Origin of the sequence: Arthrobacter globiformis, from assembly GCF_030818015.1 — a bacterium.
Taxonomy (GTDB): Bacteria; Actinomycetota; Actinomycetes; order Actinomycetales; family Micrococcaceae; genus Arthrobacter; species Arthrobacter globiformis_C.
The window spans coordinates 4,899,618-4,922,355 of the sequence record NZ_JAUSZX010000001.1 but is presented as its reverse complement, the minus strand read 5'-3'; the positions used below and the strand labels follow the sequence as shown (position 1 = coordinate 4,922,355).

The window sequence follows — 22,738 nt, the reverse complement described above, 5'->3', positions numbered from 1 at the left end:
TCGGGCGGGCACCCTCCAGGTGCCCGCCCGATCTATTTGTCTGTTGCTGCTTAGCCCAGATACCAGCCGGGCGGGGCCCATGATGCGGGGACGCTGTGTGCGGAAAAGTCCTCGCAGCGCGTGCAGGTGTACGCGACTTCGCCCAGCTTCCGGACGGTGCCGTCCTGGCGTTGCTTGGGCGGCACAAAGGACTCGAGGTAGATGAACTCGTCTGTTCCGCACTTTTCGCAGTTGGGCTGGCCGACATATTCGGCGTCCACGGTCATGGAGCGGCGGGTATAGCGGGGGTTTGCGGCTGTGGTCACGGCGTACCTATCCCGAACACGCGGGCGGCGTTGCCAAGCGTGTTCGTTTTCGAAACCTGTGTGTTGACAGCCGCTGCATGACCGCAACATTCACAGCATAGGCCAGCTGCCAAACCGTTATCAATCATTTTTCCGGCCCCAGCCCGGCCGCACACCTGCCTCCGAACCCCGCTGTACCCCCGCCGTAATGCCGCCGTAGCGCTATCGGCGACGCCTAAACGGGCTTCTTCAGGGTCCTTCCCATGATGGCCTGGGTCAGCGCGTCGACGACCTCGGCGTTCGCCAGCGGGTTCCTGATCAGCGTGAAATCGACATCCCCCACAGGCGGCAGCTCGAAGCGCCGGGTGATGACTTTCAGGTCCTCCGGCACCAGCGAGGACGGCATCACGGCCACCCCGATGCCGGCGCGGACAGCCGCCAGCACGCCGCTGATCTGCTTGGTGGTGCACGTGATGCGCCACGTCCGGCCCACTGATTCGAGGGCGTCGATGGCAAGCTTGCGGCTCAGGCTGGGGGCTGGGTACGCGATCAGCGGCACGGGATGGCCCGGCTCCAGTGCGGTCTGTTCGAGGCCCACCCAGGAAAAGGTGTCGTGCTGGACTACGGTGCCGTCCTTGGCGCCGGCCACCCACTTTACGAAGACGAGGTCCAGCTGGCCGGAGTTCAGGCGCTTGTACAGCTGGTCGCTCTGGCCGACGGTGAGCTCGAGGTTGATCTGCGGGTAGATCTGCCGGAATTCGCGCAGGATCCGCGGCAGGCCGGTAATGGCGAGGTCGTCGGCGGTGCCGAAGCGCAGGCGCCCGCGCATGGCCGAGCCGGAAAAATAGCGGGCGGCGGCATCGTGGGCCGCGAGGATGCTCCGTGCGAAGCCTGCCATCGCATCGCCGTTGTCCGTCAGCCTGACGTCCCTCGTGTCCCGGCTGATCAGCGTCCGCTTGGCGGCAACTTCGAGCTTGCGAACGTGCTGGCTGACCGTCGGCTGGGCCAGGCCCAGCCGTTCGGCCGCCTTGGTGAAGCTCAGCGTTTCGGCGACGGCGAGGAACGATCGGAGCTGGGCCGGTTCGAACATTCGTCCTCCTCGACGGCGGGGCATCATTACGTTCAGCAATGATAGTTATAGGAGCAATAGTCTTCCACAATTGAAGGCGCGCGCCATAGCGTTGAGGACATCCCCGCCGGCCCGCTCACCTGAGGAAGCACTGTGACACCCCCACCGCCGCCACTGGCCACCGTCACCCAGCCCGTCGCCGTCGTCAGTGAACGCCTTCCGTGGCGTCACACCTTCATCTCACTCCGGGTTCCCAACTTCAGGCTCTTCGCCACGGGCCACTTTATTGCCGTCATCGCCATCTGGATGCAGCGGATCGCCCAGGACTGGCTGGTGCTCCAGCTCTCCGGATCGGTCACCGCCGTCGGCTTCACGGTGGCGCTGCAGTTCCTGCCGTCCCTCCTCCTGGGGCCGTGGGGCGGAATGGTCGCGGACCGGTTCTCCAAGCGCAGGATCCTCATCATGTGCCAGTCCGCCGCGGCCATCCTGGCAGCTGCGCTCGCCGCCCTCGCACTCACCGGGAGGATTGAGGTCTGGCACGTTTACGTCATCGCACTGGTGCTCGGCCTGGTCACGGTGCTGGACCAGCCCGCCCGGCAGGTGTTCGTTCATGAGCTGGTGGGGCCCCGGTACCTGCGCAACGCCATCAGCGTGAACTCGACGACGTTCCAGCTGGGCGGGCTCATCGGTCCGGCGATCGCCGGGGTGCTGCTGACCGCCGTCGGCGCCGGCTGGGCCTTCGCCGCCAACGCCGCGGCCTGCTGCTCCACGGTGGCGATGCTCCTGCTGCTGCGCCGGGACGAACTGTTCGTCAGCGCGCCGGCAGCCAAGTCCAAGGGCATGCTGCGGGAAGGGCTGCGGTACGCGCTGAGCAAGCCCACTATCTACTGGCCGTGGCTCATGGTGGGATTCATCTCCGTGTTCGCCATGAGCCTGCCGGTGCTGCTGGCCGCCTTCGCGGACCGCGTGTACGGAATCGGCGCGGGCGGGTACGGCATGCTGAATGCCCTGGTGGCACTCGGGGCGCTGACCGGGGCGGTCGCCTCCACCCGGCGCCGGCAGCTCCGTCTGCGGTCGGTGGTCCTGGCCGCCGGGATGTACGGGCTGATGCTGTGCCTTTCCGCCGCCGTCCCCACCCTGCCGTTCTTCGGCGCCGCGCTGGTGCTGTCCGGGTTCTGGTGCCTGATGTTCCTCACCGCGTCGAACCAGCTGGTGCAGACCAGCTCCAACATGAGCATCCGCGGCCGCGTGATGAGCCTGTACATCATGGTGCTGATCGGTGGCCAGGCCCTCGGCGGACCGATGATCGGGTTCATTGCCGAACACCTCGATCCGCACGCCGGGCTGCTGGTGGCCGGAGGGGTGCCGGCGTTCGCTGCGGCGACTGTCGCCGTCGTGCTTGCCCGCAAAGGTGAGCTGACGCTGAAGGTGGACCTGCGGAACCGGCGGGGACCGCTGAGGGTGGTGAGCCGGGCGGCATGACGCCGGAGGCGGTGCATTCAAGGGTGGCTTGGAGCGGCTGACGGGAATCGAACCCGCGTATCAAGCTTGGGAAGCTAGCGCTCTACCATTGAGCTACAGCCGCAGTCGCACCGGAAACTGCCCGGGGCAGAACCTAGCTTAGCGCAGTTGTACGGCGACGCCGGCCATCCGGATCCCGAGTCCGCGCGCGTCGGGAAACCCGGCCGAAAGACCTCCCGTAACTGTTCGGTAAAGGCCCGGGCGGTGCGCGGCCGCGGGCCGGCGCGGGTGACTATCCTGAATCTCGTTAGCTGCAGTAAGGGGAACGGGCTACGCAAGGCAGGCCCGACGTCGGAAAAGGATCCCCATGGCAGGTGCAGAACACGAGGTCCTCGTTGCGCGCGACGCCATGACGGTCTACTCATTCCTCCTGGACGGCGCGAATTTACCCAGATGGCAGGCCGACGTCCGGAGCGTAGGGCTCAGTTCGGGCAGCGCCGGCAGCATGGGAGCCAGGTATCAGGTCACCATGGACGGGACCCGGGGCCGGCCGGTGGCGCGCGATTACGAGATCACCCAGGCGCGGCCCGGCGCCGAAATCCAGTTTCAGGTGGTGGCCGGTCCGTCCCTTCTGCGTGGTGGTTTTTACCTCAGCACAGAGAGCGCCGGGACCCGGGTGCGGTTTGCACTGGAAGCCCCGACACTTGGCTTCTGGAGCTTCATCCGTCCAGCATGCCGGCGCCAGCTCCGGGCGGCCGTGGGACAGCTTGCGAAGCTGCCGCGCGTCATCGAAGAGCGGACGACGGCGGACTGAGACTTCCACTGCCCGGCGATGCCGGTGCGCTGCATGACCAGGCCGACGGAGTAGGCGCCAGTGACGCCGTGGAGAGCGCGGACGGCCGTTACGTCACCCCCACCCGCTGGCGACCAGTGTCCGGGCTTCGGCTTTGGGCGACGCCCTCCCGAACCCGGACCTCCCGAACCCCGGTACACCAGAACGTGCCCGCCCGCCAGCTGCCCTGGATACAGGGTGAGGCGGCCGTCGGACCATTGCGCAGGGGAGGGGGGCGGCGACGGGATTTTTGCAATGGTATTTTTGAGGGTGTGCTGATCTCTGACCGCGACATTCGTGCCGAAATTGATTCCGAACGGATCGTCCTCGATCCGTACGAAGCCGCGATGGTCCAGCCGTCCTCGGTGGATGTGCGGATTGACCGCTTTTTCCGGCTGTTCGACAACCACAAGTACGCCCACATCGACCCCGCCGAAGAGCAGCCCGAGCTGACCCGGCTGGTGGAGGTGGAGGAGGGCGAAGCCTTCATCCTGCACCCCGGTGAATTCGTGCTCGGCTCCACCTACGAAACCGTCACGCTGCCTGACGACATCGCCGCGCGCCTTGAGGGCAAGTCCTCGCTTGGCCGCCTCGGCCTGCTGACGCACTCAACTGCCGGCTTCATCGATCCCGGCTTCTCGGGGCACGTTACGCTGGAGCTGTCCAACATGGCCACGCTGCCCATCAAGCTCTGGCCGGGCATGAAGATCGGCCAGCTCTGCTTCTTCCGGCTGTCCTCCGCCGCGGAGTTTCCCTACGGATCCGGCGAGTACGGCAACCGCTACCAGGGCCAGCGCGGACCCACCGCAAGCCGCAGCCACCTGAACTTCCACCGGACCGACATTTAGCGCGGCCTTCCTCGGGCCGACCTTCCGGCGCCCGGGATTAAACTACGGCGGCCGGCACCACCTTGAGATCTCGCGTCTCGACTGGCGGAGCTAAAGGATTCGAGCCGGCGAACCAGCTCAGGCCGGGACAGGCTCCGGCCGCGCCGGCCGGGAGAACTTTTTGACGAGGGGTTCGACGTAGCGGGCAGCCAAGGGCCCGAGGATCGCCATAATCAGGACGTACGCCGTGGCCAGGGCAGCGAGTTCGTCCGTGCCCGCGCCGGACGTCACGGCGAGGCCGGCGATGACAATGGAGAACTCGCCCCGGGCTATGAGCGCGGCCCCTGCGCGGAAGCGTCCCGGACGCGCTATGCCTGCACGCTTGGCGGCCCAGGCTCCGGTGATGATCTTGGTGGCGGCGGTGAACACCGCGAGTACAAGCGCCCACGCCAGCACCGGGGGGATGGAGGCGGGGTCGGTGTTGAGCCCGAACGCCACGAAGAAGATGGCGGCAAACAGGTCCCGCAGCGGTTCAAGGATCCGCGTCGCACTGTCGGCCGTGGCGCCGGAGATCGCGATGCCGAGCATGAAGGCGCCCACCGCGGCGGACACCTGCAGCGCCGCCGCCACGCCCGATACCAGCAGGGCGGCCCCAAGCAGGTTCAGCAGGAAAACCTCTGAATTCTCGCTGTGCACGGCTTTGGAGACGTGGTGCCCGTGCCGCAGGGCCACCAGTAGCACCACGGTGACGACAGCCAGCGAGACGCCCACGGTCTGCAGGCCGCCCAGGAAGCTGACCCCGGCAAGCGTGGCGGTGAGGATCGGCAGATAAATCGCCATGGCCAGGTCCTCGAAGACCAGGATGGAGAGGACCACGGGCGTCTCGCGGTTACCGATACGGCCAAGGTCCGTGATGACCTTGGCCGCGATGCCCGACGACGATATATACGTGACGCCGCCCATAACCATGGCGCCCACGACTCCCCACCCGAGGAATGCAGCCAGGGCAGCGCCGGGAACGAAGTTCAGGACGAAGTCGAGGATGCCGGCCTTCCACGATCTGCGCAGGCCGGTCACTAGTTCCGTTGCCGTATATTCCAGACCGAGCATAAGCAGGAGCAGGATGACGCCGATCTCACCCGAGAGGTGGGAAAACTCCTTCATGCCGCTCAGTTCCACCACGCCGCCGGCCCCGAAGCACAGCCCGCCGACCAGATACAGCGGAATGGGGGACATCCCGATCCGCCCCGCAAGCCTCGCCAGCAGACCGAGGCAGAACACGACTGCCCCCAATTCGATGAGGAACAGGGCCACGCGGTCCATGAGGGTCAGCCGTTGCGCAGGATGTCGGCCGCAGCGTCCAATCCCTCTTGCGTGCCGACGGCGACCAGCAAGTCACCGGGGTGAAGGAGGACGTCGGGACCTGGCGAAGGAACCACCTCCCCTTCACGCATGATCGCCACAATCGAAACGCCGCACCGGGTGCGGATGCGGGCTTTGCCCATGGGCTGGTTCTGGAACGGGGAGTCGGCGGCAATGGAGAATTGCCGGGTGGCGATGCCGGGAACCTCCCGGTGGGCCTCGGTCAGCGTCATGGCAAGGTGCTGGCCTCCCAGCAGATTCCCCAGGCATGCCGCCTCCTCGCTGGTCAGCGGAATTGAGGCCTGGCACGTGTCCGGGTCATCCCAGGTGGAAACGAACAGCTCGGTCTGGCCCTCGCGCAGTTCCACCACCCCGATCCGCCGGCCGGATGCGGTCATGAAGTCCTTGCGCCTGCCCAGACCCGGAAGGTCTGTCTCTTCCATGTACATAACATCAGCCTAGTCCGCGAACCTGCGATTTCGGCTGAAACCGTGCGCCCTGCCGGGAGCTTAAATGTCCGTTCGCGCCAGGCCCGGGGCCGCAAGTGTCCGTTCGCGCTCAGAGCCGGGCTAGGACTGCGGGACGACCGCGATCTCGGCTTCGCTCGGGGCCTTGACCGGCAGGAGGACCAGCAGCCCCGCGAGCAGCACCACCATGATGCCGAGGATGCCCCAGCGCTGGGCTTCCCCCTGGGCCACCAGGGGAGTGGCAATGGTGATGCACAGCGTGAACAGGGCAGGTGCGAGGAAGCTGACGGCGCGGCCGGTGGTCGCGTACAGACCGAAGAGCTCACCGGATTCGCCCTGCGGGGCCAGCCGGGCGAGGTAGGCGCGCGAGGAGGACTGTGCGGGGCCGACGAACAGGCAAAGGAACAGGCCGAAAACCCAGAACGTCGTGGAACCTGACCAAGGCACGCCGAAGAACGTGTGGTTGTCGTTGCCGAGCACCAGGATCACCGTTCCGGCCACCAGCAGGCCGGTCAGGGAACCGATGATCACGGCCTTGGGCCCCACCCTGTCGTCCAGGAAACCGCCGACGATCGCGCCCACGGCCGCCACGATGTTGCCGAAGATGGCAAAGAAGATGACTTGCGGCAGTGCGAAGCCGAAGGTGCCGGCCGCGATGATCCCGCCGAAGGTGAAGACCGCCGCCAGCCCGTCCCGGAAGATGGCGCTGGCCAGCAGGAAGAAGATGGTGTGCGGGCTGGTCCGGTAGATCGCCTTGATCCTGCGCGCCAGCAGACCGTACGACGCCAGGAACCCGAGGCTCGCCGCCCGCTTCGGCTTGGGCAGCTCCGGGACCGCGAACATCACCGGCAGCGCGAAGATGAAGAACCACAGGGCGGAGAACACCGCCACCAGCCGGATGTTGAGGCTGTCCTGCGTGGAGGCGCCGAACCACTCGAAGCGCGGCTGCACGAAAAGCTGAAGCACGACGAGCAGGGCCACGATGCCGCCGAGGTAGCCCATGCCCCAGCCGAACCCGCTGACCTTGCCGATATTCCGCGGCGTGGATATCTGCGCCAGCATGGCGTTGTAGTTGACGCCCGCGAACTCGAAGAACACATTGGCCAGGGCGATCAGGGACACTCCCAGGAGGAGGAACTCGGGCCGCGGAAACACGAAGAAGCACAGTGCCGTCAGGACCGCGACGGCGGCCGTGTTCACTCCCAGCCATAGCTTGCGGCGGCCCCCATTATCCGACCGCTGGCCCGTGACGGGCGCCAGCAGCGCGATGGCCGCCCCCGCAATGGCCAGCGCTCCGCCGAGCACCGCCGAGGCCCGGTCTTCGCCGCCGAATGCCTGGGACGTCAGATAGACGGTGAAGACGAACGTCGTCATGACCGCGTTGAACGCCGCGGACCCCCAGTCCCAGGCTGCCCAGGCCAGAACGCGGCCCTTGCTGGACGCCCGGGGCCCTGCTTCAAGTTCCGACGACGGCTGCGTTGCCTCGGATGCGGCTGCGGAGTTCATAGGCCGATGCTATCCGCCCGCGGCGAACAGGGAACGGAAACTCTCCCGCAGGCTGGCGAAACTTGCCCTGCGGCCCGCCAACGCGGGGAAAACTGTCAGTGCCCCCTTGGTAAACTGTCGGGACCGAACCCAACGAATGACCGCCTGCTCCAACTTTTGATAACCGAATTCTGACTTTGCGGAGATACCAGTGATCACAGTCCTTGCCGTGCACTTCGCGGTGGCCGCTGTGGCGCCGTTCGTCTTCCGGAAGTTCGGCCGCAACTCGTTCTATGCGCTGGCCGCGGTGCCCGCCGGTTCATTCGTCTGGCTCCTGTTCCAGCACGCCGCCGTCTACGGCACCGGAGCGCTTGCGAATACAGGAGCCCCCTCACAGACCGGTACCCCCGCAGAAATCGTCCCGTGGATCCCAAGCCTCGGCATCGAATTCGCCTTCCGCATGGACGCCCTGGCGTGGGTCATGTCGTTGCTGGTCTTGGGCGTCGGCGCCCTGGTGCTGGTCTACTGCGCGCGGTACTTCAAGGACAAGGACAGCTACCTTGGCGGGTTCGGCGCGCAGCTGCTGGGATTCGCCGGCGCGATGTTCGGGCTGGTCACCGCGGATGACCTGCTGATGATGTTCATCTTCTGGGAACTCACCACGGTCCTGTCCTACCTCCTGATCGGCTACGCACGGACAAGGCTTGCTGCCCGCCGCTCCGCGCTGCAGGCCCTCATGGTCACCACCGCCGGCGGCCTGGCCATGCTCGTCGGCCTGATCATGGTCGGCGCCACAGCCGGCACCTACCGGATTTCCGGCATCCTCGAACAGGCGCCGCAGCTGGTCTCCGGGCCGGCAGCGGGAACCGTGGGCGCCGCCGTCGTCCTTATCCTGATCGGTGCGGTAACCAAATCCGCACTGGTCCCCTTCCACTTCTGGCTTCCGGGCGCCATGGCCGCACCAACTCCCGTGAGCGCATACCTGCACGCCGCCGCGATGGTGAAGGCCGGCGTGTACATCGTGGCGCGCCTCGCACCTGGCTTCACCGACACAGCCTACTGGCTGCCGGCGGTCCTCGGGCTCGGGCTGGCCACCATGCTGGTGGGCGGCTACCGGGCGCTGCGCCAGACGGACATCAAGCTCATCCTGGCCCATGGCACCGTGAGCCAGCTGGGGTTCATCACCATGGTGGTGGGGCTCGGAAAGCCCGATGCCGCGCTCGCCGGCCTGGCCATGCTGCTGGCGCACGGGCTCTTCAAGGCCACGCTCTTCCTTGTGGTGGGCATCATCGATCACCAGTCCGGCACGCGCGACATCCGCAAACTCTCGGGCGTTTTCCGCTCCTCCCGGGCCCTCGGCATCGTGGCCGGCGTCGGCGCCGCCTCCATGGCCGGTGTCCCGCTGCTCGGCGGCTTCGTGGCCAAGGAGTCGGTGCTCGAGGCGTTCGTGCACTTCGCCGCCGCGCCCGGCAACGGCCCTTGGGGCGCAGTGGTCCTCGCCGGCGTGGTGCTCGGCTCCGTGCTGACCTTCGCCTACAGCGCCCGCTTCATGTGGGGCGCCTTCGCCGTGAAGCCGGGCGTCGAGCGCACCCCGTTCAAGGCCATCCGGCCCTCCTTCCTGGCGGCCCCTGCCGTCCTGAGCGTTTTCACCATCGTTTACGGCCTGTGGCCGGTTCCGGTGGATGCCTGGATCCAGCCCTACGCGGCCCTGTTTACTGAGGGAACGCACGACGCCGCCGCTGCGGCGGGTGCCGCAGGGCACCTCGCACTGTGGCACGGGCTGACCCATGCCTTGGGTCTGACCGCCATCACCTTCGCCGCCGGCGCGGCAATGTTCTACGGACGAGCGGTGGTGGACCGGATTCAGAGCGCCGTTCCGCCCTGGCTCGACGCCGACCGCGGCTACCAGCTGACCATAGGCGCGCTGGACGACGTCGCCGTGTGGATCACCGGACGCACGCAGCGTGGTTCGCTGTATTTCTACCTTGCCGTGATCCTCAGCGTGGCCTTTGTCCTGCCCCTGTCCGCCCTGATCGCCGCGAACAAGCCTCTTCCCGAAGGGCTGTATTTCGTCGACCCCAACTCGCCGCTGCAGCTGGTGGCGGGAGCCGGGATCGTCATCGGGGCACTCGCCGCCGTCCGGGCCAACAAGCGCTTCCTTGCCGTGCTCATGGTTTCCGTCACCGGCTACGGTATCGCGCTGATGTTCGCGCTACAGGGCGCCCCTGACCTCGCCCTGACGCAGATGCTCGTGGAGACGATCATCCTGGTGGCGTTCGTGCTGGCCATGCGCAGCCTCCCGGCTGAGCTGCGGGACCGCACCCGGGGCAAGTACCGGGTGGTTCGCGTGATCATCGGCCTGTCCTTCGGCGCAACCATGGTCTTCGCCGCCATCCAAGCTATGGGCGCCCGGATCGCCACGCCCGTTTCCCTCGAGTTCCCCAAGCTGGCCTACGAGGGCGGCGGCGGGCTCAACATCGTCAACGTCACCCTCGTGGACATCCGCGCCTGGGACACCTTCGGTGAGATCTCCGTGCTGGCGCTGGCAGCAACGGGCGTGGCAAGCCTCATCTTCGTCCGGGGCCGCGGGGACCGGCTGCGCACGGCGTCCGCGGTGGCGGAAGGGACCGTAGGCCGCCGCCACGGCGTGGACAAATCCTCGCGGGACGGCGCCGCCCTGGCCCTGACGCGCAAGTTCGCCTCGGCCACGCGGGACCCGTGGCTCGTTGCCGGACGCACGTTGGCACCGGAGCGCCGCTCCATCATTTTCGAAGTCGTCACCCGGCTGCTCTTCCACTCGATGATCATCTTCTCGCTCTACCTGCTGCTGGCCGGACACAACCTCCCCGGCGGCGGCTTCGCCGGCGGCCTCATGGCCGGACTGGCCCTCACCCTGCGCTACCTTGCAGGCGGCCGTTTCGAACTGCGGGAGGCCACCCCCATCAGCGCCGGCACCCTGCTCGGGATCGGCCTTGCCACGGCCGCGTTGTCTGGCGCCGCGCCCGTTTTTCTGGGCGGCCAGGTGTTCCAGAGCGCCATGATCGAGTTCTGGCTGCCGGTCTTTGGCGACATCAAGTTCGTCACCTCCACCATCTTCGACACCGGCGTCTACATCGTCGTCGTCGGCCTGGTGCTGGATGTGCTCCGCAGCCTTGGCGCCGAAATTGACGAGCACTTTGAAGAGCGTCCCCTGCAGCAGGACGCGCAGGAAAGCGACGAGGGCAGCGAAGAGGTGCCCGGCGGCATCCCGGCCGGATCAACCCGAGGCGGCACCGCATGACAGTTAACCTGACCCTGCTGACCGTCATGGGCGCCCTCTACGCCTGCGGCATCTACCTCATCCTGGAACGCAGCCTCACGCGTGTGCTGCTGGGGCTGATGCTGCTGACCAACGCCACCAACCTGCTGATCCTTGCCACCGGCGGCTATGCCGGGCTGGCCCCCTTCTTCAGCAAGGACACGGACCCCGGGTCGTACAACGACCCCCTGCCGCAGGCACTGATCCTGACGTCCATCGTCATTTCCTTCGCGGTGACCGCGTTCATGCTGGGCATCATCTACCGGACCTGGGTGCTTGCCCGCCAGGACGACATCCAGGACGACATCGAGGACCGCCGCGTGGCCGAAACCCCCAGCTTCGACGCGGAGGACGACGCCGTCATCCCCGTGGAAACCTCAGAGTTCCCGTTGCCCGTGCGCGGACCGGACCGTTCCGCCGCGGCAGACCCGACGGCGGTTGTCGAGGCAGGCGGCCGGACCCTTCTGGCAGAGCACGCGGCGCTGGAAGAGAAACCGGGATCCGGCAACATCACCGGCGCGGACACAGACACTGACACGGATGGAGGGGCGAAGTGAACCTCGCAAGCCTTGCCCCGCTCGCCGTCGTACTTCCCATCCTGGGCGCGGCGCTGACGTTCGTGCTAATCCGGCATTCCCGCGCGCAGCGTGCGGTGAGCATTGCCCTGCTCTCGCTCACCCTGCTGCTGGAGTGCCTGCTCCTGGCGTCCGTCTGGAACGGCGGCACAGCGGCGGTGAATATCGGCGGCTGGGTGCCGCCGTGGGGAGTCGTCCTGGTGGTGGACCAGTTCTCATCGCTCATGCTCGTGGTGTCCTCCGCGGTGAGTCTCGCCGTCCTCGTGTATGCCACCGGCCAGGGCATGGCCGACGGCGACCAGGACGCCCCCGTGTCGATCTTCCACCCCACGTACCTGATCCTCGTGGCCGGGGTCTCCAACGCGTTCCTGTCCGGGGATCTGTTCAACCTCTACGTCGGCTTCGAGATCCTGCTGACGGCAAGCTATGTGCTGATGACCCTCGGCGGCACAGGCCCGCGCATCCGTGCGGGCGTCACTTACGTGGTGGTCTCGGTGGTGTCGTCGGTGCTGTTCCTGATTGCCATCGCCATGGTCTACGGCGCGACCGGCACCATCAACATGGCGGACCTGGCCATCAAGCTGTCGGAACTGGACCAGGGAACCAAGACGCTCCTGCACGTCATGCTGCTGGTGGCCTTCGGCATCAAGGCCGCCGTTTTCCCCCTGTCCTTCTGGCTTCCGGACTCATACCCCACCGCGCCGGCCCCGGTCACTGCCGTGTTCGCCGGCCTGCTGACCAAAGTGGGCGTCTACGCCATGGTCCGCACGGAAACCCTGCTGTTCCCCGGCGACAGCCTCAACACGCCGCTGATGGTGGTGGCGCTGCTGACCATGGTGGTCGGCATCCTGGGTGCCCTCGCCCAGAGCGACATCAAGCGTCTGTTGTCCTTTACCCTGGTCAGCCACATCGGCTACATGGTGTTTGGCCTGGCGATGTCCTCCGTGGCCGGCCTCGCTGCTGCCGTGTTCTACGTGGCGCACCACATCACCATCCAGACCAGCCTCTTCCTGGTCACCGGGCTGATTGAGCGCCGCGGCGGCAGCTCCTCGGTGGACCGGCTGGCCGGGCTGGCCAAACTGTCCCCGCTACTGGCCCTGCTGTTCTTCGTTCCCGCCATGAACCTGGCTGGCATCCCGCCGTTCTCGGGCTTCCTGGGCAAGCTCGGCCTGATCCAGGCCGGCATCGGACTGGGAACCCCGCTGGCCTACGCCCTGGTGATCGGCGGCGTGCTGACCAGCCTGCTGACCCTCCTGGCCGTCGCCCGGGTGTGGAACCGTGCCTTCTGGCGCAAGGCCGAGGACGCGGAGCACCCCGACCCGGTACTCCTGGCGGTCCCGGCCCCGGAAAGGGGCACGACGGCGGTGCGCCTCCTGCCCCGGACCATGGTCGGGTCCACACTGGGCCTGGTGGTGCTGGGTGTGGCGCTCACCGTCTTCGCCGGACCCCTCTTCCAGGTGGCGGACCAGTCCGCCGCGGCCATGCTGGACAGATCCGCCTACATCCAGGCGGTGCTCGGTGAGGGCGCGCCCGTCCCGGCCCTGGCGCTGGGCGGAGGCGGAAAGTGAGCCGGCAAAGGGTGTCCCTGCGGCAGGAACTGCCGCTGCTGGTCTGGCTGGTCATCGTCTGGGGAGCACTCTGGCAGGACTTCAGCCCCGGCAATCTGCTCTTCGGCGCCCTGCTGGCGGTTGCGGTGGCGCGCCTGTTCTACCTGCCGCCGGTTGAGCTGAGTGGCCGCTTCAACGTGCTGCGGGCCGTTCCGTTCGCGGTGGTGTTCCTCGGCAAGGTGGTGGCCGCCAGCTGCCAGGTGTTCTACCTGGCGGTGGCCCAGGGGCCCAAGGTGACCAACGCCGTCGTTGCCGTTCCGTTGCGCAGCCATTCGGACTTGATCATGACGGCGACCGGCCACGTGATTTCCCTGATTCCCGGGTCGCTGGTTGTGGAGGTGGACAGGTCCACCTCCACGCTCTACATCCACGGGCTCAACGTGCGGAACGGGGAAGACGTCCTCAAACTGCGCAAGGAAGTCCGGGACACCGAGGCGGGGCTCATCCGGATTATGGGAACGAAGGAAGAGCTTGCCGCCCTGACGCAGGAGGTTGGCGCATGATGGAGCTGGTCCTCACCATCACGGCTGTGGCGCTGGCCCTCGCCGCCGCGGGCGCGATCATCCGCATCGCCCGCGGCCCCTCGCTGCTGGACAGGGTCCTCGCGGCGGATGTGCTGCTTGCCATCCTCGGGGCGGCGCTGTGCATCGACATGGCCGTGAACCGGCACCTGAACAACCTGATGTTGGTGGTTGCCGTGTCCGTCATCGGATTCATCGGCTCGGTAACGGTGGCACGCTTCGTGGCCGACAGGCGGGAGCAGCCCAGTGAGTCCTGAACCGAACGCCGTGGATACCGTGGTCGATGCTGTGTCGGCCGTGTTCATGGTGGTGGGCGCCCTGATGTCCCTCGCCGCCGCCATCGGCCTGCTCCGCTTCCCGGACCTGATGAGCCGCATGCACGCCGCCACCAAGCCGCAGGTGCTCGGGCTGTTCCTGCTGCTGGCGGCGGTAGGGCTGCAGCTGCGCACCTGGTGGGTGTGGCCGGTGCTGCTGGTGGCCTGGATCTTCCAGCTGCTCACCGTGCCGGTCTCGGCCCACATGGTGGGGCGCGCCGGCTACCGCACCAAGCACCTCCACAAGGAACTGCTCAGCACCGATGAGCTGGAGGCCGTGGTGGTGAAGGCCGCCAAGGCGGCCCGTAAATCGGAAGAGGGCGACGGCAATCGTAGCGATTGAAAGTCGATAGGACTTCATCTACATCATGCTGAACGCGGATGATCCCGGGGTGCCGATGCTCCTGATCCTGATGCTGATGCTGATGCTGGTGCTGGTGCTGGTGCTGGTGCTGGTGCTGGTTGGCGGCGCTGTCCTCGGGCACGCTGGAGGCCATGTGCAAAGTGCTCGGCTGCCAGCTCGGTGACCTGCTCGAATGGGTCGAGGACTGACCAGCGCTCCTAAGTGGACTCACCAACCTCCTTAAGCTGTCAGGGCCCCGTCTGCTGTGCAGGCGGGGGCCTGACTGTTAGTGGCTGGTATCTACCGGGTTGCGAGCACCCCGGTTGCGGTCTCGCCACGGCTGGACTGGACCAGGACGCTGGTGATCTGGCGGTTCGGTCCCGGCTTGACCCGGTAGGACCATGCACCGAGGGTGTCCACCTGCGCGGTGCCGATCTTGGTGACGGCCCGTCCGGGCGTGGTGTCGTAGAGGGTTCGAGTTGGAAAAACCTTGGAGTCCAAGGCTCTTGACGGCGGCGTGGGGGGACCCGTGCCGGGTCCGGCTGTTGTGAGCCCGGCCGAGGTCATCAGCGCTGCCAGGTTCAGAACAGCAACAGTATGGCCTGCCGTGCTTGGGGAAACCCGGTCCCGGCCCGGAACGGGCTGGGCCCGACCCATCACGTGTGGGGGATGCGGGCCTCGTTAGGCTCTACAGGTTCGGCCGGCGTAGCGGCCTAGACGATGTCCTGGGTCTTGGCGAAGCGGGTGATGGCCCGCTGGGTGCCGCGGTTGGCCAGCACCTGGATGACCGCGCTCGCAGACGCGGAGATGAGGGCGAACGTCAGGGCGGTGCGCAGCGTGGTGGGGACGTCGTCCTTGTCGCCTTTGGGGGGCTTTTGCCCGGTTACCTTTTCCCAGATGGTATCGACGGCCTTGGTGCCGGCGAAGCCTGCCAGCAGGCTGATGCCGGTGCCAACCAGCTTGATGAAGAAACTCATTCCGGAACTCCTCGCGTGATGAACACTGGTCTTTCCCTAGCCTATCGGCATGAAACGCTAGCCTAGCCGCATGGACCGGTGGATTTCCCGCAACGCCTGCACCACGAGGTCGTGGTCCGCCATCTGCGGCAGCCCGGACACAGTGACCACGGCCACCGCTCCGACATCCCGAACATAGATGGGGAAGGCTCCGCCGTGGGCGGCGTAGGTGGACTCGTCGAACCAGGCGTTGTCCTCGATCCGTCCCCCGCCCACCCTGCCGCGCAGGCCAACCAGCAGCGAGGGCTCCTCGTAGCGCACGGCAGTACGCTGTTTGGCCCGCACCCAGCCCTCGTTGTCCGGGGTAGCGCCTTCGAGCGCAACGTGGAAGAGGACCTGTTCGCCCTTGGTGATGTCGATGGCGATGGGCAGGTTCTCCTCCTTGCCGCGTTCCACCAGTTCCAGGCCGAGCGCCAAGGCATCGTCCTTGCTGAATCTCGGGAACTGCAGTTCGGCGATTTCACCCTCGATCTGACCGATCAGGTTTTCCAGGGATCCCGCGGGCTGGCCTTCGGAGGAATCGGGGTCAAAGGCGCGCAGGGCAGCGCTGCCGGAGTCCTGTTGCGTCATGGCCCCAATGTACTCCGGACGGCCGTCCGGACAGCGCAGGAAGGCTTCCGGTTTGTGACGGCGCCCCGGGGTTTTCGGGGTCGCCGAGGTGTAAACTGGACCAGCCCACAAGGGCAGATTTATCACGACAGGGGAGCGCCGCCGTCGGGATGCAAAGGCAACTGCCAGCGCAACCGCGGATGGGCGCTGAGAGTGCGGACAGCCGCAGACCCTCGAACCTGATCCGGCTAGTACCGGCGCAAGGGAGTCGAGTTCTCAGAGTGCCCGGCAGCAGGTGGCCCAGCCGCCGGCAGTCGGGGGAACGCTTTCCCCTCCTGTTCCTCAGGAGGACCATCATGACAACTGCAGCAATCAAGAAGACGAGCTACAACTGGCGCGTGGCCGACATCGTGGTGGCGGCGCTCATTGCCGTCGCCGGCGGCGTGATCTTCTGGGCCTGGTCCCAGGGTGCCAACCTCATCTCCACCCCGGTCAACGCCGTCTACCCGCCGCTGACCGGCCTGTACGCCGGCGGCTGGATGATTCCGGCGGTCCTGGGCATGCTCATCATCCGCAAGCCCGGTGCGGCGCTGTTCTGCGAAACGGTGGCTGCCACGGGCGAGCTCCTCATGGGCTCGCAGTACGGCACCACGGTGCTGATCTCCGGTGTCCTTCAGGGCCTGGGCGCGGAGCTCGTGTTCGCCGCTCTGGTGTACCGGAAGTTCAACCTCCCGGCTTCGCTGCTTGCGGGTGCCGGCGCCGGGCTGTTCTGCGGCCTCAACGACTCGTTCGCACCGTGGGGCTGGAACATCGCCTACACCGCCGGCGACAAGCTCGCGTACATCATCTTCACGTCCATCTCCGGCGCGATCATCGCCGGGGCCCTGTCCTGGATCGCCACCCGCGGCCTGGCCAAGACGGGCGTGCTGAGTTCCTTCGCGTCCCGCAAGGCAGCTACGGAGCCCGTCTTCAACTGATGCCCGCATCCCACGACGGCGGCGTCCGCCCCGCCGCGGTACACGCCCGCGGGTGGGGCTGGCGCCACGCCGGCCGCACCAAACCCGCCGTTCACGCCCTGGACCTGGACATCCGCCCCGGCGAACGCGTCCTGCTGCTGGGCCCGTCCGGGGCCGGCAAGTCCACGCTGCTCCACGCCCTGGCCGGCGTGCTGGGGGACAGCGACGCGGGCAGCAGTTCCGCTGATGACGCCGGGACCCTTGACACCGGGGCGCCGGACCGCGACGACGCCGACGAGAGCGGCGAGCTCCTCATCGACGGCGCGCCTCCACGCGCCCAACGAGGCCGTGCCGGACTCATGCAGCAGGACCCGGAAACCCAGGTGGTCCTCTCCCGCCTCGGCGACGACGTCGCCTTCGGCGCCGAGAATCTCTCCGTTCCACGCGACGAGATCTGGCGCCGCGTGCACGAGGCACTGGACGACGTCGGACTGTCACACCTGCCGCTGAACCACCCGACGTCGGCCATGTCCGGCGGCCAGAAGCAGCGCCTGGCGCTCGCCGGCATCCTGGCGATGCGTCCGGGACTCATCCTGCTGGATGAGCCGACCGCGAACCTCGACCCTGCCGGCGTCCTGGAGGTCCGGGACGCCGTGGGCCGCTGCCTCGACAAGACGGGGGCCACCATGGTGGTGGTGGAGCACCGGGTCGCGGCCTGGAAAGATCTCGTGGACCGCATCGTGGTCCTGCAGCCAGGGTCCACCGCGAACGGCGCGGTGCTTATCGACGGGACGCCGGACGAGGTCCTCGAACAGGCCCGCGGGATGCTTACCGCCGCCGGTGTCTGGGTCCCGGGCTACGTCCCCGAAACCCGGCGCCGTTTGGCTGCCGGTATCCCCGGCATTGACAGCGGCCGGCTGCTGCTCGCCGCCGAAAAGCTCGCAGTGTCGCGGGAACGGCCCCGGCGCCGCGGATTCCGTTCCGTACCGCCCGAGCCCGTACTGCGGGACGTCACGGCACAGGTCCGGGCGGGGGAGGCGCTGACCGTCACGGGTCCCAACGGTGCCGGCAAGTCCACCTTTGCGCTGACCCTCGCCGGGCTGCTGCCGCCGGTGGACGGCAAGGTCTCCGCGACTGTTGAGCTGAGCGGCGGAGCCGGAATTGACCCGTACAAGTGGAGGGCCGAGCAGCTGATCGCCCGGATCGGCACGGTGTTCCAGGAACCCGAGCACCAGTTCGTCACCGGCCGCGTCCTGGACGAGCTGCAGTTCGGCCCGCGCCATCTGGGCCACGGCGAAGACCGCGTCGACGAGCTGCTGGAGCGCCTTCGCCTCACGCATCTCGTGGACGCCAACCCGTACACCTTGTCCGGCGGGGAGAAACGCCGGCTGTCCGTGGCCACTGTCCTGGCCGCTCACCCGCAGGTGCTGGTCCTGGACGAGCCCACCTTCGGCCAGGACGCCAACACTTGGGCGGAGCTTGCCTCATTCCTTTCCGAGCTGCTCGACGCCGGCACGGCCGTCGTGTCCGTGACGCATGACGAGGAGTTCACCCATGTGCTCGGCGGCACCGAGCTGCGGCTGGGCTCCGGCGGCCGGCCCGAGCCCAGACCCGCCGAACCAACTTCAGACGCCGAACCAACTTCAGAACAGGCGGCGACATGAGGGACGCACTGACACTCGCCGGAAACCGCGCAGTGCTGACACGCGCCAACCCGCTGGCCAAATTCGCTGCCGTCTTCCTGATCACCCTGGTCCTGGCGCTGTCCATCGACTGGATGTCCGCCTCGGTGGCGCTCGCGTGCGAGCTCCTGGTCTTTCCGCTGGCCGGGTTGACGTTTTCGCTGCTGTGGCAGCGCGGTTGGCCGCTGATCCTGGCTGCAGCTGTGGGCGGCTGGAGCACGTCCATCCTGGCGCCGGACAGCGGAAGGATACTGCTCGACGTCGGCCTCTGGTCCATGAGCGAAGGTTCCCTTCAGCTGGGGCTGGGTTTTCTGCTGCGGGGCCTGGCCATCGCCCTGCCTGCGGTGCTGCTGATGAGCTGCACTGATCCCACCGACCTGGCGGACGCTCTCGCCCAGAAGGCCCGGCTGCCGCATCGTTTTGTGCTGGGGACCCTGGCCGCGATGCGGCTGGTCGGGCTGATGGCCGAGGAATGGCAGACCATCGGCATGGCCCGGCGCGCCCGCGGCGTCGGATCCCGCGGCAACCCGTGGCAGCGGATGCGGGCCACCCTGGGACAGAGCTTCGGCCTCCTGGTCCAGGCTATCCGCCGGGCCACGCGGCTTGCCGTGACCATGGAGGCCCGGGGATTCGGCGGGGCCAGCCGGACCTGGGCGCGCGTGTCCACCTACAGTGTGCTGGACATCTGGGTGCTGCTCGGCGGCGTCCTCATTGCTGCCGGCGCCGTGGCCGCCGCACTGTGGGCGGGCACATGGAACATGGTGTGGCTGGAAGGCTCCTAACCCGCAGGCCGCACCATCCGGACCTCGGCCAGCCCTTCCCAGTCCTCGATCGTGTCCCGGGCGCCGGTGAAGACGAAGCCGTTGCGCTGGTAGAAGGCCTGGGCGCGCGGGTTCTCCTCGGCGACCCACAGCGCAGCCGGCTCATTCCCGATCGCGGCATCGAGCAGTGCCTGGCCGAGCCCGAGGCCATGGTGGGAGGCGAGGAGATAGATGCCCCAGAGCTCGGTCTGCTCCCGCACCCCGTCCTCGGGCGGAAGCGAGCCGGCAAACCCCACCAGGTTGGCGCCGTCGACCGCTACGTACTGGCGGGCCGCATGCGGGCCGGCCAGGAGGTGCCGCCACATGGCCAGCCGTCCTTCCACGCCCTGCGTGGCCATAAAGCCTGGTGAAAGCAGGTGTGCGTAGGTTTCGCGCCAGCATTCCAGGTGGAGCCGGGCCAGCGCCTCAGCGTCTTCGGATGCGGCCTGGCGGACGCTGCAGGTGTGATCCATGGGGCCGAGTCTAATGTTGCCAGCCGTGGACCTCAGATGCAGGAGTGGTCGTGGTCGAAGCCGTCGGCCACGAACTGGGTGAGGACCACGTTGCCCCCTGCGGTGAGGGGCGCCGCGGAACACAGGCTGTTGGCCTCGGCGGCGGTGTGCGCTCCGGCGAGCCAGCTTGGCAGGGAGTAGAGGCTACTGGCCGATCCCACTTCGCCCACGATCTGCCCCCACTGCCGGGCGGAGGAGTAGATTCCCACTCTGGCGCCTATGCTGTGGAAAAAGTCGGCCATGCCTTCGAGGGCCGCCCGGTTTGCGTTCCTGTCGCCTGACCAGCTGTTGCCCGTCTCCACGTCCAGCCACCAGAGGTACGTCTCAGGCTCGGGGATGGTGCGGAGGTAGGCGTCGTCGAAGGCCTTCGCGTACCCGTACACATAGGCGCACGCCGCGTCCTCCTGCCCCTGGCAAGTGCCGTAGGAGTTGGCCACGACCTCGCCGCCGTACTCGTTGTTCGTCGGCCACCAGGAGCCTCGCAGACCCGGGTTGGCCGTGTTCACGTAGAGCGCCAGGCGCGGCTGGCCGGTACCGCCGCCCGAGTCATCCGCCCAGTCAAGCTGCTGGTGGAGGCATGGGTTCGTGGTGTTCGCCAGCCCGTTGTTGACTCCGACAATCGCGAACGCGGGGTCGTCAGGCAGGTCGCTGGTGCACTGCGGCCAGGAGACGTCATTGCCCAGCAGGGCTTCGTTGCCAGGCAGGGTCGGGGCGGACCCTGACGGCTGCCGCGTGGGTTGCCGGTCCGCCGGCTGCGGGGCTTGCCGGGACGCGGGCGGCTGCGCCTGCGGGGCGTCGCCGGGAGTGGCGGAAGCCTTGGGTGATGCCCGGGTGACGGTTGTTTCGGGTGCCGGCGGCGCGCCGTCGTCGAGCCTCGGTCCCGGGATAAAACCCACGGCGGTCGCGACCATGAAGGACAGCAGCGCTGAAGCCCGGCGCCCGACGGGGCGCCTCCTGGTTAGCACAGCGGAGCTGAAAATGGACACGGCGGCCTCCCGTTCCCCTATGGCCGCAACAGGTACCGCTAGCTTGCTCCCGGGTACGCCCCGTGGTCAAGGCGGGCAGCGGGCGCTTGACTGGGCACTCAGGCGCCTCCACGGATTCTGTCACACGACTCCAGCCCGTTACTGAAAGTTTATGCGTGTAACGGGTACATCAAGGGCGTCCGGTGCGCAATATCCGCACAGGAGGCGACTAGATAACTCATACCTGATATATTTTATCCATGACTCAACAGACCGCTGAACACGTCGGCCTTCTGCTCCGCGACGCCCGCGGCCAGAAGGGGTGGACCCAAGGCCAGCTTGCCGCGGAACTTGGCACCAGCCAGAGTGCCGTGGCCCGCATGGAACAGGGCAAACAAAACCTGAGCCTGAAGATGATCCAGCGCCTGGAGGCGATCTTCGGCCGCAGCATCGTCCAACTCGGAAAACCCCAGATGACCCACCTCCGCGTGGAGGGCGGGCGGACGCTTTCGGGCTCCGTTGACGTCAACACCAGCAAGAACGCCGGCGTCGCTCTTCTTTGCGCCAGCCTCATCAACCGCGGCACCACGACGCTGCGCCGGCTGGCCCGCATCGAGGAAGTCAACCGCATCGTCGAGGTTCTGAGCAGCATCGGCGTCGAATGCACCTGGCTCAACGGCAACGACCTCCGCCTGCGCCGTCCCGCGGACCTTGACCTGGCCTCCATGGACGTCGAGGCCGCACGCCGGACCCGCAGCGTCATCATGCTGCTCGGTCCACTGCTTGATGAGACGGATGAATACCGGCTGCCCTACGCCGGCGGCTGCGATCTGGGCATCCGCACCGTGGAGCCGCACATGCAGGCACTGCGGCAGTTCGGCCTGTCCGTGGAGGCCAGCTCAGGCTTCTACTCCGTGCAGGCACCCCCAACCGACGACCTCGACCGCTCCTTCGTGCTGACCGAACGCGGCGACACCGTGACCGAAAACGCCATCATGGCGGCTGCCCACCGGCGCGGCACCACGGTCATCCGCAACGCCAGCCCCAACTACATGGTCCAGGATCTCTGCTTCTACCTGCAGCGGTTGGGCGTGGAGATCGACGGCGTCGGGACCACCACGCTGAAGATCACCGGCAAGCCGACCATCGACGTCGACATCGAGTACTTCCCCTCGGAAGACCCCATCGAGGCGATGAGCCTCATCACCGCCGGCGTCGTCACCAACTCCGAGGTGACCATCCGCCGCGTGCCCATTGAGTTCATGGAGATCGAGCTGGCCACGCTGGAGCAGATGGGCCAGCAGTTGGAGGTGTCCGGTGAGTACATGGCCCGCAACGGGCGCACACGGCTGGTGGACGTGACCACCAAGCCTTCCGAGCTGCGTGCGCCCGAGGACAAGATCCACCCGATGCCGTTCCCCGGGCTGAACATCGACAACCTGCCGTTCTTCGCGGTGATCGCCGGCAACGCCGAGGGCCAGACCATGATCCACGACTGGGTCTACGAGAACCGCGCCATCTACCTGACGGAGCTGAACAAGCTGGGCGCCCGGGTGCAGCTGCTGGACCCGCACCGGATCTATGTCAACGGCCCCACCCGGTGGCGCGCCGCGGAGGTGGGCTGCCCGCCCGCGCTGCGTCCGGCTGCCTGCCTGCTGCTGGCCATGCTGGCGGCCCGCGGAGTGTCCGAGCTGCGCAACATCTACGTCATTGAGCGCGGTTACGAGGACCTCGCCGAGCGGCTCAATACCATCGGCGCCAAAATCGAGTACTTCCAGGACTGACCCCACTTCGAGCGCGAACGGACACTTAA

The 22,738-nt window shown here is 67.3% G+C and carries 24 protein-coding genes, 1 tRNA gene and 1 riboswitch; of the genes, 14 read left to right on the top strand and 11 right to left on the bottom strand.

Translation table 11 applies throughout. The features are described from left to right. Nucleotides 1-50: 50 nt before the first annotated feature. Nucleotides 51-305, bottom strand: a complete 255-nt coding sequence (locus tag QFZ23_RS22985) for a hypothetical protein (protein ID WP_306926547.1) — start codon at nucleotides 303-305, stop codon at nucleotides 51-53. Nucleotides 306-519: 214 nt separating this feature from the next. Further along, nucleotides 520-1,374 (bottom strand): LysR substrate-binding domain-containing protein, encoded by an 855-nt coding sequence (locus QFZ23_RS22980; RefSeq protein WP_306926545.1) that lies wholly within the window; start codon nucleotides 1,372-1,374, stop codon nucleotides 520-522. A 132-nt stretch (nucleotides 1,375-1,506) separates the two neighbouring features. Here QFZ23_RS22980 and QFZ23_RS22975 point away from each other — a divergent pair, with 132 nt between their 5' ends. Then, nucleotides 1,507-2,835 (top strand): MFS transporter, encoded by a 1,329-nt coding sequence (locus tag QFZ23_RS22975; protein ID WP_306926543.1) that lies wholly within the window; start codon nucleotides 1,507-1,509, stop codon nucleotides 2,833-2,835. Nucleotides 2,836-2,864: 29 nt separating this feature from the next. Here the strand turns inward: QFZ23_RS22975 and QFZ23_RS22970 are convergent. Continuing rightward, nucleotides 2,865-2,938, bottom strand: a tRNA-Gly gene (locus tag QFZ23_RS22970). A gap of 243 nt (nucleotides 2,939-3,181) precedes the next feature. Here QFZ23_RS22970 and QFZ23_RS22965 point away from each other — a divergent pair. Continuing rightward, nucleotides 3,182-3,628, top strand: coding sequence for an SRPBCC family protein (locus tag QFZ23_RS22965; RefSeq protein WP_306926541.1), 447 nt, complete (start codon nucleotides 3,182-3,184; stop codon nucleotides 3,626-3,628). Nucleotides 3,629-3,918: 290 nt separating this feature from the next. After that, complete coding sequence (gene dcd, locus QFZ23_RS22960) at nucleotides 3,919-4,494, top strand: dCTP deaminase (protein WP_306926540.1); 576 nt, start codon at nucleotides 3,919-3,921, stop codon at nucleotides 4,492-4,494. 117 nt (nucleotides 4,495-4,611) lie between these two features. Here the strand turns inward: dcd and QFZ23_RS22955 are convergent, their stop codons facing one another. From QFZ23_RS22955 to QFZ23_RS22945, 3 genes are all read right to left on the bottom strand, one after another. Beyond that, complete coding sequence (locus QFZ23_RS22955) at nucleotides 4,612-5,796, bottom strand: cation:proton antiporter (RefSeq protein ID WP_306926538.1); 1,185 nt, start codon at nucleotides 5,794-5,796, stop codon at nucleotides 4,612-4,614. A 5-nt stretch (nucleotides 5,797-5,801) separates the two neighbouring features. Further along, nucleotides 5,802-6,284 (bottom strand): cation:proton antiporter regulatory subunit, encoded by a 483-nt coding sequence (locus tag QFZ23_RS22950; RefSeq protein WP_306926537.1) that lies wholly within the window; start codon nucleotides 6,282-6,284, stop codon nucleotides 5,802-5,804. 120 nt (nucleotides 6,285-6,404) lie between these two features. Next, nucleotides 6,405-7,808: an MFS transporter gene (locus QFZ23_RS22945; protein ID WP_306926535.1), complete on the bottom strand. Its 1,404-nt coding sequence runs from the start codon at nucleotides 7,806-7,808 to the stop codon at nucleotides 6,405-6,407. Nucleotides 7,809-7,998: 190 nt separating this feature from the next. Here QFZ23_RS22945 and QFZ23_RS22940 point away from each other — a divergent pair, with 190 nt between their 5' ends. The 7 genes from QFZ23_RS22940 (at nucleotide 7,999) to QFZ23_RS23840 (ending at nucleotide 14,654) form a co-directional block, all read left to right on the top strand. Further along, nucleotides 7,999-11,067 carry a Na+/H+ antiporter subunit A gene (locus QFZ23_RS22940; RefSeq protein WP_306926534.1) on the top strand — a complete coding sequence of 1,023 codons (3,069 nt, stop codon included), beginning with the start codon at nucleotides 7,999-8,001 and terminating at the stop codon, nucleotides 11,065-11,067. Beyond that, nucleotides 11,064-11,642 carry a Na(+)/H(+) antiporter subunit C gene (locus tag QFZ23_RS22935; protein WP_306926532.1) on the top strand — a complete coding sequence of 193 codons (579 nt, stop codon included), beginning with the start codon at nucleotides 11,064-11,066 and terminating at the stop codon, nucleotides 11,640-11,642. Before QFZ23_RS22940 ends, QFZ23_RS22935 begins: the two co-directional genes overlap by 4 nt. Then, nucleotides 11,639-13,228: a Na+/H+ antiporter subunit D gene (locus tag QFZ23_RS22930; protein ID WP_306926530.1), complete on the top strand. Its 1,590-nt coding sequence runs from the start codon at nucleotides 11,639-11,641 to the stop codon at nucleotides 13,226-13,228. Before QFZ23_RS22935 ends, QFZ23_RS22930 begins: the two co-directional genes overlap by 4 nt. Then, nucleotides 13,225-13,770, top strand: coding sequence for a Na+/H+ antiporter subunit E (locus QFZ23_RS22925; RefSeq protein WP_306926529.1), 546 nt, complete (start codon nucleotides 13,225-13,227; stop codon nucleotides 13,768-13,770). Before QFZ23_RS22930 ends, QFZ23_RS22925 begins: the two co-directional genes overlap by 4 nt. Continuing rightward, nucleotides 13,767-14,045: a monovalent cation/H+ antiporter complex subunit F gene (locus tag QFZ23_RS22920; RefSeq protein ID WP_306926528.1), complete on the top strand. Its 279-nt coding sequence runs from the start codon at nucleotides 13,767-13,769 to the stop codon at nucleotides 14,043-14,045. Before QFZ23_RS22925 ends, QFZ23_RS22920 begins: the two co-directional genes overlap by 4 nt. Next, nucleotides 14,035-14,445 carry a monovalent cation/H(+) antiporter subunit G gene (gene mnhG, locus QFZ23_RS22915; RefSeq protein ID WP_306926527.1) on the top strand — a complete coding sequence of 137 codons (411 nt, stop codon included), beginning with the start codon at nucleotides 14,035-14,037 and terminating at the stop codon, nucleotides 14,443-14,445. The genes QFZ23_RS22920 and mnhG overlap by 11 nt, the downstream gene beginning before the upstream one ends. A gap of 152 nt (nucleotides 14,446-14,597) precedes the next feature. Then, nucleotides 14,598-14,654 carry a helix-turn-helix domain-containing protein gene (locus tag QFZ23_RS23840; protein ID WP_373427955.1) on the top strand — a complete coding sequence of 19 codons (57 nt, stop codon included), beginning with the start codon at nucleotides 14,598-14,600 and terminating at the stop codon, nucleotides 14,652-14,654. Nucleotides 14,655-14,745: 91 nt separating this feature from the next. On the opposite strand, the gene QFZ23_RS22905 is transcribed toward QFZ23_RS23840, so the two are convergent. From QFZ23_RS22905 to QFZ23_RS22895, 3 genes are all read right to left on the bottom strand, one after another. Further along, entirely contained in the window at nucleotides 14,746-15,012 is a 267-nt protein-coding gene (locus tag QFZ23_RS22905) for a hypothetical protein (RefSeq protein WP_306926523.1), read from the bottom strand. Nucleotides 15,013-15,158: 146 nt separating this feature from the next. Next, nucleotides 15,159-15,422, bottom strand: a complete 264-nt coding sequence (locus QFZ23_RS22900) for a DUF4235 domain-containing protein (RefSeq protein ID WP_306926521.1) — start codon at nucleotides 15,420-15,422, stop codon at nucleotides 15,159-15,161. Between the two features lie 57 nt (nucleotides 15,423-15,479). Next, a complete protein-coding gene (locus tag QFZ23_RS22895; protein ID WP_306926519.1) occupies nucleotides 15,480-16,031 on the bottom strand; it encodes a heme-degrading domain-containing protein in 552 nt (183 codons plus the stop codon). Between the two features lie 119 nt (nucleotides 16,032-16,150). Then, nucleotides 16,151-16,294: riboswitch (TPP riboswitch) on the top strand. 72 nt (nucleotides 16,295-16,366) lie between these two features. Between QFZ23_RS22895 and QFZ23_RS22890 the strand changes: the two genes are divergently transcribed. Genes QFZ23_RS22890 through QFZ23_RS22880 form a run of 3 tightly spaced genes read left to right on the top strand, consistent with a single transcriptional unit; the run spans nucleotide 16,367 to nucleotide 19,430 of the window. Next, a complete protein-coding gene (locus tag QFZ23_RS22890; protein ID WP_306926517.1) occupies nucleotides 16,367-16,987 on the top strand; it encodes an ECF transporter S component in 621 nt (206 codons plus the stop codon). Beyond that, complete coding sequence (locus QFZ23_RS22885) at nucleotides 16,987-18,630, top strand: ABC transporter ATP-binding protein (RefSeq protein WP_306926515.1); 1,644 nt, start codon at nucleotides 16,987-16,989, stop codon at nucleotides 18,628-18,630. The genes QFZ23_RS22890 and QFZ23_RS22885 overlap by 1 nt, the downstream gene beginning before the upstream one ends. Next, the gene (locus QFZ23_RS22880) at nucleotides 18,627-19,430 is read left to right on the top strand and encodes an energy-coupling factor transporter transmembrane component T family protein (RefSeq protein ID WP_306926514.1); all 804 of its coding nucleotides are present in this window, start codon (nucleotides 18,627-18,629) and stop codon (nucleotides 19,428-19,430) included. The genes QFZ23_RS22885 and QFZ23_RS22880 overlap by 4 nt, the downstream gene beginning before the upstream one ends. Here the strand turns inward: QFZ23_RS22880 and QFZ23_RS22875 are convergent. Both QFZ23_RS22875 and QFZ23_RS22870 read right to left on the bottom strand, forming a co-directional pair. Beyond that, a complete protein-coding gene (locus QFZ23_RS22875; RefSeq protein ID WP_306926513.1) occupies nucleotides 19,427-19,921 on the bottom strand; it encodes a GNAT family N-acetyltransferase in 495 nt (164 codons plus the stop codon). The two genes, QFZ23_RS22880 and QFZ23_RS22875, sit on opposite strands and share 4 nt — an antisense overlap. Nucleotides 19,922-19,953: 32 nt before the next feature. Further along, nucleotides 19,954-20,946: a hypothetical protein gene (locus tag QFZ23_RS22870; RefSeq protein WP_306926511.1), complete on the bottom strand. Its 993-nt coding sequence runs from the start codon at nucleotides 20,944-20,946 to the stop codon at nucleotides 19,954-19,956. Between the two features lie 239 nt (nucleotides 20,947-21,185). Here QFZ23_RS22870 and QFZ23_RS22865 point away from each other — a divergent pair, with 239 nt between their 5' ends. Then, nucleotides 21,186-22,709 (top strand): UDP-N-acetylglucosamine 1-carboxyvinyltransferase, encoded by a 1,524-nt coding sequence (locus tag QFZ23_RS22865; RefSeq protein WP_306926509.1) that lies wholly within the window; start codon nucleotides 21,186-21,188, stop codon nucleotides 22,707-22,709. The last annotated feature ends 29 nt before the right edge of the window (nucleotides 22,710-22,738 follow it).